This is a genomic window from Winogradskyella sp. ABM4_392 (assembly GCF_056160445.1).
Window position 1 is genome coordinate 918,809 of sequence record NZ_JBSWXE010000001.1, and the last position, 17,960, is coordinate 936,768.

16 protein-coding genes are annotated in these 17,960 nt (G+C 33.3%); 8 read left to right on the top strand and 8 right to left on the bottom strand.

Going from position 1 to position 17,960, the window contains the following annotated elements; translation table 11 throughout:
* Positions 1-105: 105 nt before the first annotated feature.
* Both ACXAFS_RS03985 and ACXAFS_RS03990 read left to right on the top strand, forming a co-directional pair.
* A complete protein-coding gene (locus tag ACXAFS_RS03985) occupies positions 106-1,668 on the top strand; it encodes a protein adenylyltransferase SelO (RefSeq protein ID WP_475305451.1) in 1,563 nt (520 codons plus the stop codon).
* A gap of 26 nt (positions 1,669-1,694) precedes the next feature.
* Complete coding sequence (locus ACXAFS_RS03990) at positions 1,695-5,411, top strand: metallophosphoesterase (protein ID WP_475305452.1); 3,717 nt, start codon at positions 1,695-1,697, stop codon at positions 5,409-5,411.
* Here ACXAFS_RS03990 and ACXAFS_RS03995 read toward each other — a convergent pair.
* Positions 5,408-6,232, bottom strand: coding sequence for a hypothetical protein (locus ACXAFS_RS03995; RefSeq protein ID WP_475305454.1), 825 nt, complete (start codon positions 6,230-6,232; stop codon positions 5,408-5,410). The two genes, ACXAFS_RS03990 and ACXAFS_RS03995, sit on opposite strands and share 4 nt — an antisense overlap.
* A gap of 69 nt (positions 6,233-6,301) precedes the next feature.
* Here ACXAFS_RS03995 and ACXAFS_RS04000 point away from each other — a divergent pair, with 69 nt between their 5' ends.
* From ACXAFS_RS04000 to ACXAFS_RS04025, 6 genes are all read left to right on the top strand, one after another.
* Positions 6,302-7,519: a BaiN/RdsA family NAD(P)/FAD-dependent oxidoreductase gene (locus tag ACXAFS_RS04000; protein ID WP_475305455.1), complete on the top strand. Its 1,218-nt coding sequence runs from the start codon at positions 6,302-6,304 to the stop codon at positions 7,517-7,519.
* Positions 7,516-8,052, top strand: a complete 537-nt coding sequence (locus tag ACXAFS_RS04005; RefSeq protein WP_475305457.1) for a DUF1697 domain-containing protein — start codon at positions 7,516-7,518, stop codon at positions 8,050-8,052. The genes ACXAFS_RS04000 and ACXAFS_RS04005 overlap by 4 nt, the downstream gene beginning before the upstream one ends.
* A gap of 3 nt (positions 8,053-8,055) precedes the next feature.
* Complete coding sequence (locus ACXAFS_RS04010; protein WP_475305458.1) at positions 8,056-9,183, top strand: diphosphomevalonate decarboxylase; 1,128 nt, start codon at positions 8,056-8,058, stop codon at positions 9,181-9,183.
* Positions 9,184-9,261: 78 nt separating this feature from the next.
* Positions 9,262-10,191, top strand: coding sequence for a mevalonate kinase family protein (locus ACXAFS_RS04015; protein ID WP_475305459.1), 930 nt, complete (start codon positions 9,262-9,264; stop codon positions 10,189-10,191).
* Between the two features lie 66 nt (positions 10,192-10,257).
* Entirely contained in the window at positions 10,258-11,160 is a 903-nt protein-coding gene (locus ACXAFS_RS04020) for a geranylgeranylglycerol-phosphate geranylgeranyltransferase (RefSeq protein ID WP_475305460.1), read from the top strand.
* Positions 11,161-11,242: 82 nt separating this feature from the next.
* Complete coding sequence (locus ACXAFS_RS04025; RefSeq protein WP_475305462.1) at positions 11,243-12,082, top strand: pseudouridine synthase; 840 nt, start codon at positions 11,243-11,245, stop codon at positions 12,080-12,082.
* 2 nt (positions 12,083-12,084) lie between these two features.
* Here ACXAFS_RS04025 and cysM read toward each other — a convergent pair whose 3' ends face one another.
* The 7 genes from cysM to ACXAFS_RS04060 all read right to left on the bottom strand — a co-directional run bounded on the left by cysM (position 12,085) and on the right by ACXAFS_RS04060 (position 17,914).
* Positions 12,085-12,963, bottom strand: a complete 879-nt coding sequence (gene cysM, locus ACXAFS_RS04030; RefSeq protein ID WP_475305463.1) for a cysteine synthase CysM — start codon at positions 12,961-12,963, stop codon at positions 12,085-12,087.
* Positions 12,941-13,753, bottom strand: coding sequence for a serine O-acetyltransferase EpsC (gene epsC, locus ACXAFS_RS04035; protein ID WP_475305464.1), 813 nt, complete (start codon positions 13,751-13,753; stop codon positions 12,941-12,943). The genes cysM and epsC overlap by 23 nt, the downstream gene beginning before the upstream one ends.
* 125 nt (positions 13,754-13,878) lie before the next feature.
* Positions 13,879-14,901, bottom strand: a complete 1,023-nt coding sequence (locus tag ACXAFS_RS04040) for a transglutaminase domain-containing protein (RefSeq protein ID WP_475305466.1) — start codon at positions 14,899-14,901, stop codon at positions 13,879-13,881.
* 9 nt (positions 14,902-14,910) lie between these two features.
* Positions 14,911-15,327: a carboxypeptidase-like regulatory domain-containing protein gene (locus ACXAFS_RS04045; RefSeq protein ID WP_475305468.1), complete on the bottom strand. Its 417-nt coding sequence runs from the start codon at positions 15,325-15,327 to the stop codon at positions 14,911-14,913.
* A 316-nt stretch (positions 15,328-15,643) separates the two neighbouring features.
* Positions 15,644-16,276 carry a DUF1963 domain-containing protein gene (locus tag ACXAFS_RS04050; protein WP_475305469.1) on the bottom strand — a complete coding sequence of 211 codons (633 nt, stop codon included), beginning with the start codon at positions 16,274-16,276 and terminating at the stop codon, positions 15,644-15,646.
* Between the two features lie 159 nt (positions 16,277-16,435).
* Positions 16,436-17,278 (bottom strand): hypothetical protein, encoded by an 843-nt coding sequence (locus ACXAFS_RS04055; protein WP_475305471.1) that lies wholly within the window; start codon positions 17,276-17,278, stop codon positions 16,436-16,438.
* Positions 17,279-17,425: 147 nt separating this feature from the next.
* Positions 17,426-17,914, bottom strand: a complete 489-nt coding sequence (locus ACXAFS_RS04060; protein WP_475305472.1) for a hypothetical protein — start codon at positions 17,912-17,914, stop codon at positions 17,426-17,428.
* Positions 17,915-17,960: the final 46 nt, after the last annotated feature.

Here is a 17,960-nt window from a genome sequence, read left to right on the forward strand (position 1 = left end):
TAGTGCTGTTAGTGCTTGCTAAGTTGTATTTTTATACTGAGATATTATAATAAGTCGTAACAACCAACATTACATTTCAGGCTTAAGTGTCTTCTTATCGTCTATATGAAATTAAAAATTGCAGATACTTTTAATAAAGAATTACCTTTTGATACCAATTTAAGTAATACCAGAAGAAAAGTCTTTGGTGCCATGTATTCTTATGTAAAACCCAGAGTGCCTTCATCACCAAAACTAATTCATGCGTCACCAGAAATGTGCAAAAATTTAGGAGTTAATGCTGAAGAAGTTACTTCTGATGAATTTTTAAACATTTTTTCCGGAACTAAAATCTATCACGATACACAACCATATGCTATGGCTTATGCAGGTCACCAGTTTGGTAATTGGGCAGGACAATTGGGAGATGGTAGAGCTATTAATTTGTTTGAGGTAGAGCACAACAAGAAACGTTGGGCATTACAGCTTAAAGGTGCAGGAGAAACACCATATTCCCGCCAAGGAGATGGCTTGGCTGTATTGAGATCTTCGGTGAGAGAGTATTTGTGTAGCGAGGCAATGCATCATCTGGGAGTGCCAACAACAAGAGCTTTAAGCCTTATGCTTTCTGGGGATGAAGTTTTAAGAGATATGTTGTATAATGGTAATGCAGCTTACGAAAAAGGAGCCATTGTTTGTAGGGTAGCACCAACATTTATTCGTTTTGGTAACTTTGAATTATTTGCTTCTAGAAACGATACAGAAAACCTTAAAAAACTTACAGATTATACAATAAAATACTTTTATCCAGAACTTGGTAAGCCCTCTAAGGAAACATATATTAAATTTTTTAAAGAAGTTACTAATAGAACCTTAGACATGATTATTCATTGGCAACGTGTCGGTTTTGTACATGGTGTAATAAATACCGATAACATGTCAATTTTAGGACAAACCATAGATTACGGACCTTATGGTTGGTTAGAGGGTTTTGATTTTGGTTGGACTCCAAACACCACAGACCGAGAGCATAAGCGTTATCGTTATGGTAATCAGCCTAATATTGCACTTTGGAATTTGCTACAACTTGCCAATGCTTTGTATCCTTTAGTTGAAGAGGCTGAACCTTTTGAAACAATTCTAAATCAATATCAAAAAGATTTTGAAGTTAAATTTTTAGAAATGATGCGATCAAAATTGGGATTAGATATCAAAGCCGAAGGAGATAAACAGTTAGTTGAAGATTTAGAAGATTGCCTTTTACTTTCAGAAACGGACATGACGATTTTCTATCGTTTATTATCTAATTATGAGAAAGGTAGTGTTGATGAAGGATTAAAAACTGTTAAAGATGCTTTTTACGATTCTGAGGAAATAAAAGGAGAGAAGAAAGAAAAGTGGGAAAAATGGTTTGCTGAGTATGACGAAAGATTAAATTCAGAATCATTAACAGATTCAGAGCGTCAATTAAAAATGAATGCTGTAAATCCTAAATACGTACTTAGAAATTATATGGCACAGTTGGCTATAGATAAGGCCAATGAAGGGGATTATGATTTAATTGACGAATTGTTTAAAATGTTGAAAAACCCATATAACAACCAACCTGAATACGAGAAATGGTTCGCCAAGAGACCAGAATGGGCAAGGCATAAAGTCGGATGCTCTATGTTGTCTTGTAGTTCTTGATTATATAAAATTTATTTTTAGCTATTATGAAACACATATACAAAAGAATTGTAATCCTAGTATTAATCCTTTTAAGTCATGCTTGTGCTACATTCAAAGCACAGTATGCCGAGGAGGATTTTACAATTCAAAGTTTACCTAATAAGCCAATAGATAATGTGTTTTATTTAGTTGGTGATGCAGGAAAATCACCGATGAATGGCTACTCTGATGCACTGAGAGCATTTAAAAAACATCTCGCAACTCAAGATAATTCAAAAGAAAATTACACACTTTATTTAGGTGACAATATTTATCCTGCAGGCTTACCTAAAAAAGAGCACAAGGACAGAGCGGCTGCTGAAAATGCACTAAATGCACAAATAGGAACTGTAGAAGGATTTAAAGGAGAAACTATTTTTATACCAGGAAATCACGATTGGTATGCAGATGGGATAAAAGGAGTAAAACGTCAGGAAAAATATGTAGAAGATGCCTTAGGTAAAAACACGTTTCAACCAGAAAACGGTTGCCCTTTAGAAAGTATTGATGTTAGTGAAACAGTACAACTTATCATCATAGATACACAATGGTATTTAGAAAACTGGAATGATAATCCTGGTATAAATGATGAATGTGAAATTAAAACCAGAGAACGTTTTTTCTTAGAGGTGGAAGGAGAACTAAAAAAAGCGCAAAACAAAACTATTGTATTTGCGATGCACCATCCTATGTATACCAATGGTGTTCATGGTGGACAATTTGCAGCTTCAAAACATTTATTTCCTGGACAAAAGAAAATACCTGTACCAGGTTTAGCAACTATAGTTGCACAAATTAGAACTCAAGGAGGTGTGTCAATTCAAGATCGTTATAACGAGCGTTATAATGAGTTAATGAAGCGTTTAGAAACCTTGGCTGTAGATAGTCCTAAGTTAGTGTTTGTGTCTGGTCATGAGCATACATTGCAATATATTGAAGAGGGTAGAATAAAACAGGTAGTCTCTGGCTCTGGAGCGAAGGAGTCTTATGCTACGCTTAGTGATAATGGTTTATTTTCATATGGTAAACAAGGTTTTGCAAAGCTTGTGGTTTATAAAGATGGAAGTTCTTGGGTACAATTTTTTGGCGCCGAAAATGGTGAACCAAAGGCACTATATCAAAAAGAAATTATTGAGCCAAATAAGCCAGATTTTGATATTTCCACTTTACCAGATAGCTTTCCAAATACAGTTGAGGTTTCTATTTATTCAAAAGAAGAAACAGATAAAACAGGCTTTTTTGAAGCCATTTGGGGTGAAAATTATAGAGATGTTTACAGCAAAAAAATCACAGCAAAAGTTGCTACGTTAGATACCTTATATGGTGGTTTAGAGATTGTAAGAAAAGGAGGTGGACACCAAACACGATCCTTAAGGCTTAAGTTAAAAGATGGAAGAGAGTTAAACATGCGTGCACTTAGAAAGAGTGCCACTCAGTATATACAAACAGTAGTTTTTAAAGATAATTTTGTAAAAAATGAGTTTGATGAAACTATAGTAGAAGAGCTCATTTTAGATTTCTACACAGCAGCACACCCTTATGCTTTTTTAGCTGTCCCTAAATTGTCAGATGCTGCTCAGGTGCTTCACACTAACCCGAAGCTTTATTATATACCAAAGCATAAACATTTAGGCAAGTTCAATAATGAATATGGTGGGGAATTATATATGATAGAAGAACGGCCTGAAGATAATTATTCTAATGACAAAAACTTTGGCTATGCAGATGATATAGAAAGTACCCATGATATCATTGAAAAAATAAGAAAAGATGAAGAGTATAAAATTGATGAAGTTGCCTTTGTAAGAGCACGACTTTTTGATATGCTTTTAGGTGATTGGGATAGGCATCAAGATCAATGGCGTTGGGCGCAGTTTGATCAGCCAAACGGAGATAAACTATACAGAGCAATACCAAGAGATAGAGATCAGGTGTTTTCTAATTTTGACGGGACGTTGCTAGACATAGGAAGAACAATTTCTAGCTCTACAAAACAACTTCAGGTTTACGATTCTGAACTAAAAGATATTAAATGGATGAATAGTGCTGGACATAAATTAGATAAAGCATTAATCAAACAAGCGGATAAATCGGTTTGGGTAGAGCAGGCTCAATTTCTTCAAAAGAAAGTAACAGATGACGTTATAGAAGATGCTTTTTTAAACTTACCGAAAGAGATACAAGGAGAAACTATAGAAGATATCAAAGCCAAATTAAAAGGAAGGCGAGATAATCTTATAGATATTGCGACGCGTTATTCAGACTATTTAGATGAATTGGTAATTCTTACTGCAACAGATAAAGATGATTTTATTGAGATTACAAGAACAGCAGATAAAGAAACTAGAGTTCAAATTTGGAGAAACAAGGGTGGTGAAAAAGCAGATGTTATTGTAGACAGAACCTACCATAGAAATACTACTAAAGAGATTTGGGTGTATGCCTTAGACGATGATGATATTATAGAGGTTAATGGTAAAGCTAACAATCTTATCTATACAAGGATTATTGGCGGACAAGGCAACGACATTTATAGAATTAATAATGGCAGACGCATAAAAGTATATGACCATAAGTCTAAAGAAAATACTATTGAAAAGAATAAAGGGGGTCAAATTAAGTTAACAGATAATTATCAGTCTAATCTATATGATTTTCAAAAATTTATAACTAAAACTAGTGTAATCACTCCAAGTTTAGGTTTTAATCCAGATGATGGTTTTAAAATTGGAGTAAGCTTCACGAAAACAAAAAAAGGATTTGAACGCAACCCGTTTTCAGAACAGCATAAGTTCAGGTCAGGTTATTATTTTGCGACCAAAGGCTTCGATTTAAGGTATGATGGTCAATTTGCAAATATATTTGGTGATTGGAATTTAAAGCTTGGAGGTATTTTTACGAGTGCCAATTTTACAAATAACTTCTTTGGTATTGGTAACGAAACTGTAAATAATGACGATGATTTAGACTTAGATTATAATCGTGTTAAGACAAGTATTTTTGGTGTTAATGTAGGAGCTGTTAAAAACTCAGGTTATGGTAGTGAGTATGGTTTTAAAGCTGTTTTTGAAGGCATAGAACTAGATGCTACAGAAAATAGATTTATTACAGATTTCATTCCTGCTACGAATGAAGATTTTTATAAAAGAAGGTTTTTTACAGCACTAGAAGTAGAGTATAATTACCACAGTGCAGATGACGAAATAGCGACTTCTCGCGGCATGGATTTTAACATTGTTGCTGGTGCAAAGACAGAGATAGAAGAGTTTAATAATATTTTTGGTTATGTAAATGCGCATTTAGGATTCTTCAACGCATTAAGCGTTAATAGAAAACTGGTTTTAAAAACAGACATAAGAACACAATTGCGTTTTGGTGATGACTTTTTGTTTTTTCAAGGAGCCAACATTGGAGATGGAGGAGCTGGACTAAGAGGTTATAGAACAGAGCGTTTTACAGGTAAAAACTCATTGGTGACAAATGCAGATTTACGATATAGTTTTAATAGCTTTAAAACAGGTTGGTTCCCTATGCAGATTGGTGTTTTTTCAGGTGTAGACGTTGGTAGAGTTTGGGTGAAAAATGATAATTCTAGAAAATGGCACAATTCTTATGGTGGCGGATTTTGGGTTGCGGCAGCAGATTCTGTGGCAGGCACATTTAATTTCTTTACAGGCGAAGATGGATTAAGATTTTCTTTTGGTTTCGGACTCAATTTTTAATTGAGTTTGTAACTGTAAATATTGCCTCCTTCGTCACCACTACGCTCATCTGTTATGTAAACCATAGCGTCATTTTTAAAGCAAATACCCTCTTTTTGAGAGTTATGGTCAAAAGGTAGCTCTTCGATATTACCAGAGAAGAAATCATCATTTTTAAAGTTAGTGATTTTCCATACTTTATCATGATTTAGTAGTACGATGCTTTTACCATCATCACTAATATCGGCAGCAGTAATTTTATTGTTTTTACCATCTAAATTAAAGTCAGATCGTAAAACAGCTTCATGTTTCCCTGGTGTGTTAGGAACCTTTAAGGTGATAAATTTCTTTGTTTCTTTACTAAAAATATAAAACGAATTATTGTATAAAAAGAAGGCTTCAAAGTCTTTAGAATACTTCTTTTTTGGCACAGTAAAGTCAATGATTTCTGCTTCAGCAGTATCGTTGTCTAAGTCGTTATGATTTATTTTTAAAATCCTAAAATGTTTTCTTTTTTCATTGTTATTCCCAAAATCTCCAATGTAAATGTTCCCTTCTTTATCAGAGGTTAAATCTTCCCAATCAATATTGCTGGCGTTAGTGATTGCCACTTTTTTTACAATTTTTCCGCTAGAATCTAATCCGTATAGGTTACTATCATTACCAGCATCTTCAATAGTCCAAATTAAATCCGACTGAGGTATGGTTTCTGCAGCAGAAGCCTCTTTTATAGCATTGTTAATACTTCCTTCTATTTTAAGTTGTCCTGCAGATTGGCAAGAAACCGTGATAAGCGTTATTAATATTAATCTTTTAAAGTGTATCATTGTAAATATTTTCATAGGTTAAGAATAACTATAGAAGTTAGTTTTAACAAAGATTTACTCATAAAATCTTCTTAAATCATCATTTTGAACAAACAAAAAGACATAATTGTTATTGGTGGAGGAGCAGCTGGATTTTTTGCTGCAATAAACATAGCACAAAAACATCCCGAATTATCAGTCGCAATTTTAGAACGTGGTAAAGAAGGTTTACAAAAGGTGAAAATTTCTGGAGGTGGACGTTGCAACGTTACACATGCAGAGTTTATACCGTCAGAGTTGGTGCAAAATTATCCAAGAGGCGAAAAGGAATTGCTTGGACCTTTTCACACCTTTATGACAGGTGATACTATTGCATGGTTTGAAGAACGTGGAGTAGAATTAAAGATAGAAGAAGATGGCAGGATGTTTCCGGTCTCAAATTCATCTCAGACTATCATAGATTGCTTTTTGTTTGAAGCCAAAAAACATAAGGTTGAGGTTTTATATAATCACTCTGTAAAAACTATAAAACTTATTGAAAATGGATTTAAAGTTGGTACAACTCAAGGAGATGTTGAAGCCAAAAAAATAGTTTTAGCAACAGGAAGCAACCCGAAAGTCTGGAAACTTTTAGAGGATTTAGGACATTCCATAATTCCGCCAGTACCTTCGTTATTCACTTTTGATATAAAAGACAAACGCATAAAAGATATACCAGGAGTTGTAGCACAAAATGTAGAAGTGAAAGTTTTAGGAACAGATCTTTTTTCTGAAGGTCCTTTACTTATAACACATGTTGGTATGAGTGCGCCAGCGATTTTAAAATTATCGGCTTATGGTGCTGTGGAGTTAGCAAAGCTTAATTACAATTTTAAGATTGAAATTAATTTTATAAAACAAGATTTTGAAGATTGTCTAGATCAATTAAAAGATTTAAAACAAGATTTAGCCAAGAAACAGATTTTTGGCACTGCACAGTTCGGTTTACCAAAGCGATTGTGGAGGAAATTAGTTGTAGCTTCACATATTTCTGATAATGAACGCTGGGCAGATCTCAATAAAGAGCAACTGACTGCTCTAGCAGCGCAGTTAACACAAGCGGTTTTTCAAGTAACAGGCAAAAGTACCTTTAAAGAAGAATTTGTTACAGCAGGTGGAGTAGACTTAAAAGAAGTAAACTTTAAAACCTTTGAAAGTAAGTTAGTTCCAAACTTATATTTTGCAGGTGAGGTTATTAATGTAGATGCAGTAACAGGTGGTTTTAATTTTCAGAATGCTTGGACAGGAGCTTATATTGTGTCTCAATCAATAGCGAAATCATGAAAACATACATCGCATTATTAAGAGGTATCAACGTTGGCGGACACAGAAAAGTGCCAATGGCAGAGTTAAGAGATTTGCTAACTAAGATTGGATTTTCTGATGTTAAAACATACATACAAAGCGGTAATGTAATCTTTCAAACAAAAGAAATACCATTTAGGCAGTTAGAAAATGGAATAAGAAAATCTATTGAAACTCATTTTGGTTTTGAAGTTTCAGTAATGTTAAGAACCAGGCAACAATTGCAAAAAATATTTGACGACTGTCCGTTTTCCGAAGATAAAAAAAGCAACAGTTATTTTGCTATATTATCACATGTTCCGCAAGAAGATTTAGTTGAGGTAGCTTACGAAAAAGTCTATGAACACGAGGAATATAAAATTGTAAATGACTGTCTTTATTTCTATTCAGACAAGGGTTATGGCAATGCAAAATTCAGTCTCAATTACTTTGAGAAAAAACTAAATGTCAATGCCACAGCAAGAAACTATAAAACTATGCTAAAGTTACTATCTTTGTCGGCAGAAAATTAAAGAATGAAGGCTGAAGATTTTATCCTTAAAAATTATAATTCAAGTGTAGAAAGTGGCTCAGTAAAATGGGAATCTCCGAGTAATATTGCATTAATAAAATATTGGGGAAAAAAGGAAAATCAAATTCCAGAAAACCCTTCAATAAGTTTTACACTATCTAATTGTAAGACCATTACAAAGCTTACTTACACTAAAAAAGACCTTTCGACTGCGCTCAAGGTGACATCAGATTTTAGTTTTGATGTGTATTTTGAAGGAGAGCAAAACGAAGCCTTTAAACCAAAAATTCAAACTTTTTTTGAGCGTATAGAAGCGTACGTACCTTTTTTAAGAGATTATCATTTTAAGATAGAAACCTCTAATACTTTTCCTCACAGTTCTGGTATTGCGTCTTCTGCATCAGGTATGAGTGCTTTGGCGTTGTGTTTAATGAGTATTGAACAAAAATTAAAGGAAGATGTCACCTTGAGCGCAGTCGAAAGGTCTTCTGAAAAAAATTACTTTAAAAGAAAAGCATCCTTCTTAGCCAGATTAGGCTCTGGTAGTGCATGTAGAAGTATCGAAGGTGAGTTGGTAGTTTGGGGACAAAATGAAAGCACAGAAAGTTCAGATTTGTACGGAATTAAATTTGATGGCGAAGTACATTCTAATTTCAAAAATTATCAAGATACCATCCTTTTAGTAGATAAAGGTGAAAAGCAGGTGAGCAGTACAGTTGGTCATAAACTAATGTATGGTCATCCTTTTGCAGAGCAACGTTTTGCTCAGGCTCATGAAAATTTAGCAAAACTCAAAACAATTTTAGCATCTGGTGATTTACAAAGTTTTGTGAAAATAGTTGAAAGTGAAGCATTAACGCTTCATGCTATGATGATGACGAGTATGCCTTATTTCATTTTAATGAAGCCCAATACTTTAGAAATAATCAATAAAATCTGGAAGTATAGAGCCGAGAATAATTCTAATGTATGTTTTACTTTAGATGCAGGTGCAAATGTACATGTGTTATATCCAGAAAATGAAAAGGAAAGTGTGTTAGACTTTATAAAAAATGAGTTGACTGTATATTGTCAGAATGGTCATTTTATTACAGATTTTGTAGGTAAAGGTGCACAATTAATTAAAAATTAACTTAGGCTTAGGTATTGATTGCAAACCAAATAGCATATTAATCCGTATATTTGTTAAAAGAAATTGTTTAATACCAATATGAAAGGACCTCTTTTCTACTCGAAAATTCTACTCTTTGGTGAGTATGGAATCATTAAAGATTCTAAGGGTTTATCTATACCTTATAATTTTTACAATGGAGCTTTAAAGGTTGATGAAAATCCATCTGAAGAGGCTATCAAGTCTAACGAAAGTTTAAAACGTTTTGCGTCTTATTTAGAAAGTTTAGATAAAGATTTAGTGTCATTTGATATAGATAAACTGAAGGAAGATGTTGAGGCTGGTATGTACTTTGATTCGTCTATACCGCAAGGCTATGGCGTAGGAAGTAGTGGAGCTTTAGTAGCAGCAATTTATGATAAATACGCTACCGAAAAAATTACCGTTTTAGAAAACCTGACGCGAGAAAAACTATTAAAGTTAAAAGCTATTTTTTCTGAAATGGAATCGTTCTTCCATGGAAAATCTTCAGGATTAGATCCTTTAAATAGTTATTTAAGCCTTCCAATATTAATCAAATCTAAAGACAATATTGAAGCTACAGGCATACCATCGCAAAGTACAAAAGGTAAAGGCGCTGTGTTTTTATTAGATAGTGGTATTGTTGGTGAAACTGCACCGATGGTTAGCATTTTTATGGAAAACATGAAGAATGAAGGATTCCGTAGTATGTTAAAAGAGCAATTCATAAAACATACAGATGCATGTGTTGACGATTTCTTAAAAGGAGATATCAAATCTCTGTTTAGAAACACAAAGCAGCTTTCTAAAATTGTATTAAATAACTTTAAGCCAATGATACCAAGTCAATTTCATGAGTTATGGAAAAAAGGTATCGAAACCAATGATTATTATTTAAAACTTTGTGGTTCTGGTGGTGGTGGTTATATCTTAGGTTTTACAGAAGATATAGAGAGAGCTAAAGCAGCTTTACAAGGTCAGAAATTAGAAGTTGTTTACAACTTTTAAAACTAAAATATTACATTTAAACCTCACAGATTCTTGTAATTTGTGAGGTTTTTTTAATTTATCTCTATGCTAACAAGACAGCAGAAACATATTCTTTTAAAATTTTTCAGTCTGTTTTCGGTAGTGCGTGGTTACAATATTTTGGTTGTAGTTGTCGCACAATACTTAGCATCAATTTACATTTTTGCTCATGATAAGCCTTTAAAAGAAGTACTATTTGATGTTAACTTGTTAATGTTAGTTTTAGCCTCATCAGCTACCATTGCTGCAGGTTACATCATTAATAACTTTTATGACTCTGAAAAAGATTTAATCAATAGACCTAGAAAAACCATGCTAGATCGCTTGGTAAGTCAAAATACAAAGTTGTCATTTTACTTTGTGTTGAATTTTCTAGCAGTAGTTTTTGCAAGTTATGTTTCATTTAAAGCTGTGCTATTTTTTGCACTTTACATTTTTGCGATTTGGTTGTATTCTCATAAATTCAAAAAGCAACCAATGACTGGTAACTTAGTATCAGCCATATTAACTGTAACTCCATTTTTTGCCATTTTTATTTATTACAAAAATTTTGAGCTGGTCATTTTTGCGCATGCTATTTTCTTGTTCTTACTAATTTCAATGAGAGAGTTAACCAAAGATTTAGAAAATATTAAGGGAGATTTGGCTTTAAATTACAAAACCGTTCCTGTGGTACATGGTGAACGTACTTCTAAGGTAATGCTTACTGTCTTAGCTTTGTTAACAATAGTTTCAGGTATTGCACTTATTGTGTTTTTTAAAATAGGTCATATGTACTATTTCTTTTATTTAAGTGTAATTTTACTCTTCCTCTTTTTGTTAATTCTTTGGAGGTCTAACAACAAAGCGCACTATCTCATACTTCACAATATTTTAAAATTCATCATTGTGGCTGGTGTATTTTCCATTTTGCTCATAGATATTTCAGTAGTTTTAAATCGCTTGTAGTGTTTTTATTGTAACTTCAAACAACTAAAGAAATAAAGTAGTTAGTATTAACTAATATCATACCTTTGCCAAAAATTTTAATATGAGCAGACATCAAGATAGCAAAGGAAGAGGGAAAACTTCAGGAAGAGGACAGGCTAACAGCAAATCTAAAAGTTTTGCAAGAGGTAATGCTCCTTTCAAAAAGAAATCAAAACCAAAGACAGCATCAAATCCAGATGAGATTCGCTTAAACAAATACATAGCCAATTCTGGTATTTGTTCGCGTAGAGAAGCCGATGAAAATATAGCCATTGGTTTGGTAACTGTAAACGGAAAGGTTGTAACCGAAATGGGTTACAAAGTAAAGCGTACGGACGATGTACGTTTTGATGGACAGCGTATTGCGCCAGAGCCTAAAGTCTATGTATTGCTTAACAAACCTAAAGGATTTGCCACAACTACAGCAGAAGGTAAGGGTAGAACGGTAATGGATCTAGTAGCCAATGCAACCAGTGCTAATATTAGACCAATAGGACGTTTGGGAAGAAATTCGCTTGGTCTTTTACTGTTTACTAACGACGAAAAAGTAGTACAAAAATTCACCAATTCTAAAAATGGTGTAGCACGATTGTTTCAGGTAGAATTAGATAGAAACCTAAAGTTTGAAGACTTAAAAAAGATACAAGAAGGTTTTAATGTAGATGGCAATTTAATTACGGTTGAAGAGATAAGTTATATTGAAGGAGAATCAAAAAACAATATTGGTATTAAGATTAAAAACACCGGAAACTCAATACTAAGAACCATTTTTGAAACGCTTAAATATGATTTGGTAAAGATAGATTGTGTGGCAATTGGGCACTTAACCAAAAAAGACATTCCACGTGGTCATTGGAAGCATCTTACCGAACAAGAGATTAATACTTTAAAGATGTTATAATCTTAGCTAAATAAATCTGAAGACAAATACCGATCTCCACGATCACAGATAATACTAACTATAACACCGCTTTCTAACTCGTTAGCAAGTTTTAAAGCGGCAGTTGTAGCTCCGCCACTACTCATGCCAGCTAAAATACCTTCTTCTTTTGCTAATCTGCGTGTCATTGCAACAGCTTCTTCTTGGCTAACTTCTATAACACGGTCTACTTTAGAAGCATCAAAAATTTTAGGTAAATAAGCTTCTGGCCATTTTCTAATACCAGGTATTTTAGAATCGTCTGTAGGTTGCACACCAACAATCTCAACACCTTTATTTTGTTCCTTTAAATATGTTGAGGTTCCCATAATTGTTCCAGTAGTTCCCATCGCAGATACAAAATGTGTCACCGCACCTTCGGTATCTCGCCAAATTTCTGGACCAGTAGACTTATAATGCGCTTTCCAGTTGTTATTATTTTCAAACTGATTAAATGAAAAGTAACCTTCGTTTTTAACCTTGTCTATGGCATAATCGCGAGCTCCCTCTATACCATCAGGATGTAAGGTTACCTTAGCTCCATAAGCCTTCATGGTTTGCACACGTTCCTTTGTTGCTGTTTCTGGCATAACAAGTTCTATATCTAATCCGTAGATAGTAGCAATCATTGCGAGGGCAATGCCTGTATTTCCACTTGTAGCTTCAATTAATTTTGAGGTTTTGTTGATTTGTTTGGCTTCCAACGCACTTTTAATCATGTTGTGGGCAGCTCTATCTTTAACACTGCCACCAGGATTATTGCCTTCTAGCTTAAAATAAAGACTCACATTAGGATTAGTGTTTAACGCTATGGATTTTACTAGAGGAGTATTTCCTATTCTATCTATTAAGGTCTTGTTCATTTAACTTGTTCTTTTTGGAGTAAATTTCAACTTTATGTTTGTGGATTACTGTAGAGTTTTTTGGCACAGAAGTCGTTAGCCAAGTATTTCCACCTATAATGCTATTTTCGCCAATAATAGTATCACCTCCAAGAATTGTTGCATTAGCGTAAATCGTTACATTATTTTTTATTGTTGGGTGACGTTTCGTAAACTGATCTTGTTTTCTTACAGTTAAAGCACCAAGCGTAACACCTTGATATATTTTTACATTATCATGTATTTCTGAAGTTTCACCAATGACAACACCTGTACCATGATCAATAAAGAAAGAATTGCCTATAGTTGCTCCTGGATGAATGTCTATGCCTGTTAATTGATGTGCATATTCAGTCATCAACCTAGGAATTAGAGGGAGTTTTAAGTTGTGAAAAATTCTTGCCATCCTATAGATAGAGATAGCAAAAAAGCCAGGATAAGCTATATAAATCTCTTCTAGGGATTTTGCAGCAGGATCGTTATTAAGAATAGCTTCAGCATCTTTTTTTAAACTGCAATACAAATCTGGAATATTAGTAAGAAAGTCAGTCCAACGTTTGCAAGGTTTTCCTTTAGTTTCAGGACATGCAATATCTCTTATGGAGATAAACAGAGGCTCTAAAACTGTAAATGCCCTTTCTGTATTAGTATCACTATCAAAAAAAGCCTTAAAGAGTAATTTGGTAAAACGCTGAGACTCTTCTTTTAAAACCATAGGTACTTTAATAGCAGCTTTCTGCTCATTGATTACCATTAATAACTTTTTATCCATTTCTGTCTTTCCTATGTGTAAACAGCACTTTAATAGTGCATCCAAATAACGAATTTAGTGAAAGAGAAATTTAAAGGAAAAAGCTTAACACTAATTTATTATTGATAATGTAAAGAAGAATGAGTCTATTTTTTAACGTCTACAGTGTAAGTTGATATTAAATCATCATCAATATATAGATGCACATCATAAAAACCTGTTTGGTTAAACTGATGTTCTAACTCTAGAGATTTATCCTTTATAGAAATTGAAGTAGGTTGATCTTGCCATGTATTAAAACCGTTATCAAAACCAAGTTTTACATCCTTGGCATTTGTATGGTCTTTTAACTGATATTTAAAAATTACTTTTTCATATGGCTTTATAGTATGATGCATTTGCTGAGGAGCATTATGTAGCTCTAGATTTTTATAGGCATTACCATACAATACTGGCGATTTTAAAAAAGTATCAAATGAAGGAATCTCATTATCATCTAAAAGCCACCAACGTTTATCAACAGGAAAGTGATTTACAGCAAATAGCTTTGGGTTTGCCAAAAAGAAGCCATCGTTATAATGAAAACTAAATTTGTTGGTCTTAGGATTAGGAATACCACTAGCCCAAGTAGGATCGCACAGATACCATTTACCGTTGAGGTTTATAGCATTCCATGAGTGATTGGGTAAATCTAAAGTTTCAATATTTGTGGTACTTACACGCCCAAAACCTTGCACAATCTCACACTCAAGATTAGCAAAATCAGCTAAGGTTTTTACCAAATAGGCATAACCTGTGCAAATAGTTCGTTTTTTCTTAAGCAGCCTACCAAAAAGCTTAGTTCTAAATTTTGTGTTCCAAGCATCAAGCTTTAGGCTATCGTCTTTAAAACGTTGTCGTTGTCTGTCGTTTTTTAGATAGAGCGAATAATCATTAGCAATATTGCTGCAAACCCATCTGTAAATCGCTCTAAACTTTTCCGCATCTGTATCTAGCGCATTAGTGAGCTTAAAAGAAAGTTCAGGTAGATTTTTAAGGTTTTCACCTTTTAAACTTAAGGCAATACTATCTGCTTTTTTAAAATTTACATGGTTAAAGTCACTTATTTGAGCATTAATGCCACATAAACCTAAAAAAAGCAGTGATAATAATAGAAACGTTTTTTGCAAAGCTTACATTTAATTCTTTTTGCGTTTAGACTTGTAAGGTTTGTTAGTATCTATAGCACCAATCATTTCTACCATGTCTGGTGTAAGCTCTAAAGTAATAAAGCTAGTTTTGTCAGTGATAGTTACTTTTTGGGTTTCGTAACCAAGATAGCTAAAGACCAATACATCACCAGTTTTTAATTTCTTCGGAAAAGTAAATTTACCTTCATCATCTGTTACAGCACCAACTCTGGTGCCATCTAATGTAATGTTAGCACCTGGTAAAGGACCATCTTCGTTAGATACAAGACCTTTTATGATGCGCTCTTGTGTAACTTCTGTAGTTTGGCTAAAAGCGGTATTAAACGTAAATAATGTCATCATTAAAACCAATGCAAAACCAAAAGTTTTTAATGTCTTGTACTGTGTAACTGTTTGTGTTTTCATAATATTTAGGTTTTGTTTACCACTAAACTAAAGTGTTTGGTTAAAGATATAAAATACGCTTGAGTTATTAATGGGTTTGGTTGAGTAAAGTGGTGATTGTAGTGAGGGATTTTTTTGTCTTAAACAGCAAAAGCTCCTTAATGGTCTAAAAATCTTGTTTGAATTTTGAATTACGTACAACGGTCTCGGCTATGAGTAGTTGCGTGGGTTAGCACTTAACTTAGCAAGTACACACCAAACTGAAAATCCGCGAGGATTTTCAGAAGTATGCAAGAACAAGCAATTACTTATAGCCATTGTTGTGTAGCGTTTTTGTTTACATACATTGCCAAATAAATTTAGCTTTGTTTTCTGTTTCGTTTATAAAACCATATCCAACTCCAGCATCTCCAAAGTTCACATAAAAAGGGACATTGGTAGCATCTAATTGGATTAGTAAATTCCATTTATCGCTTGAAGGATATTCTTCTCCTTGTATAAACACTGGTTCTCCGTTGAACTTATTTCTTACGTCTAATTCGTCATTGTCATAGTCAATATTTTCTTCCTTTTCGGTTAGTTCAACTTCACATTCAAAACTTTTAGGCACTAATCTTTTTTTAAATAGCTTTTTTACCATTTTGTAAAGTGTCGGTCCTTTTTCTAAATTTTCTGTTTTTACTTCATTATTTCCTGGCTGAAGAATAATTGCATTTTCTCCGCCATCTGCTTCCCAAGTTCCATCGACATATTCATCTTCCTCGGTCATAAATATGTATGCAAATTTTGCATTATTTTTTCCGTATCCGATTTCGGTCAAATCAATTTGACAAATAAAACGCATTGGATTTCCAGTCTCTTTGCTTATTGGCCATTCTGGTTCAGTTATCCAATCTGGTTGACCTCCAAATTTTGTTTTTCCACGTTTTGGTTTTGAATGTAAAAACTCAATTTCGTAAAATTTATTCATTTTCCTTACTTGGCTTAAATGCTACACGTGTTTGTGTGTGGTTTGTTGTGGAAAATCATCTATGATTTTCCGTCGTAACCGAAAGATAATTAATAAGATTGAATTTCCGAGAGGGAATTCAGCCGCAATTAACTATACACGTTGTTACCACAAGTATTTTTAGTCGAAATCAAAATCATAGTCGCCATACCAGTCTCCTCCGCTATCAAAGTCAAAATAATCATCAATAGAATCGAACATTTCAGATATATCAGACATCAAGTCAGAAATTGATAAATCAGAATCATACATAAAATCAATCCAAAACCAGTCGTCATAATATTCATCATCGTTATTCAATCGAACAGTTGAAATTAATTTTAACTTTTCTAAAAGCTCAAATTTTAAGTTTTTGAGCAAGAAAATATTTCCTTGAAGGAAGAGTATTAATTCTAAAGCTTTATCAGGCTCATTTTCTATAGTGTTGCCGATATTTTCATCAACCTGATTTAAATAATCTGCAATATCTTTTTTCAGTTCATTTCCTTTTGAGTTAGTCTTTAGTAAAGAGAAAATACTTGAAATTAAATCATTATTAAAAAGGTCGTTTATTTTTAAATCACGAACAATTTCCTTTTTATGTTTATATTCAGACGGGATTTCTTTAAATATAGCTCTCAAATAAGCTTTCAGTTGGAAATAACTGTCTTCATCTATTCTTTCTGTAAAATATTCCTCGAATTTGCTTGGTTTGTACTTTGAGTAATTTTTACCAGTTTCTACTATAACATATTCTCTCAAATGTGGATCTCTTGGATGAGATCTTTTTAAACTTTTCTTTATTATTAAAACTTGCTTTAAAGTCAAGTCGAATAAAGTCAGTTTTAAGAGTTCAATTAATTCTGTTTTAGGTTCTAAAATTAATTTGGTTCCTGCAGGTTTTAATTCAGATAATCTGTAAACATTCGAGTCTGCGAATTTCGAATTAGAACTAAACTTTATTATTTGATTACTGTTTTTCAATATTTGTGGTAACGTTTTTGCGTATGCCTCGTTAGGGAAAATCAGCTAAGATTTTCCGTCGTAACCGAAAGGAAGCAAATTGCAATGAATTCCGATTAGGAATTCAGCCGCAATGAGCTATACACGTTGTTGCGTGTAGTGTTTTATTCAGTCATTTTCTTTTTTCAATTCGGCTTTTATTCTGTCAGCTGATTTTGCTATGAACAATAACAGAATTATTGCTACAATATTTATATTCAATTCGATTATGTCAGGATTTGCATTTCGAGATAATTTCCAGTTAGCAAATCCAAAGTCAAGTCCAACTATAGTATCATTAGTTAATTCAGTCGTTATACGAAGATAAATTCCGATTGCAAAGTCAAAAATGTAGCCAAATAGAACAAAACTAATTACTTGTGTCGCTTGTGCTAAAAGAGAAAGATTTAAACCTTTCAGATATTTTTTTTGGATGAGTAAAATTCCGCTATAAATTGAAATTCCGCATAACGCAACAAATAATGAAAGTGAAAATATGAAAAATCCGTTTGAATTTAATTTATCATAAACACTTAAAAAAACGAGTAATAATCCTAATATTCCTCCGATGATTTCATAGTATCCTAAATATTCAATTCGTTGGTAGATTTTTTTCATTCACGGTTTTTTTACATTACACACAACGGTCTCGGCTATGAGTAGT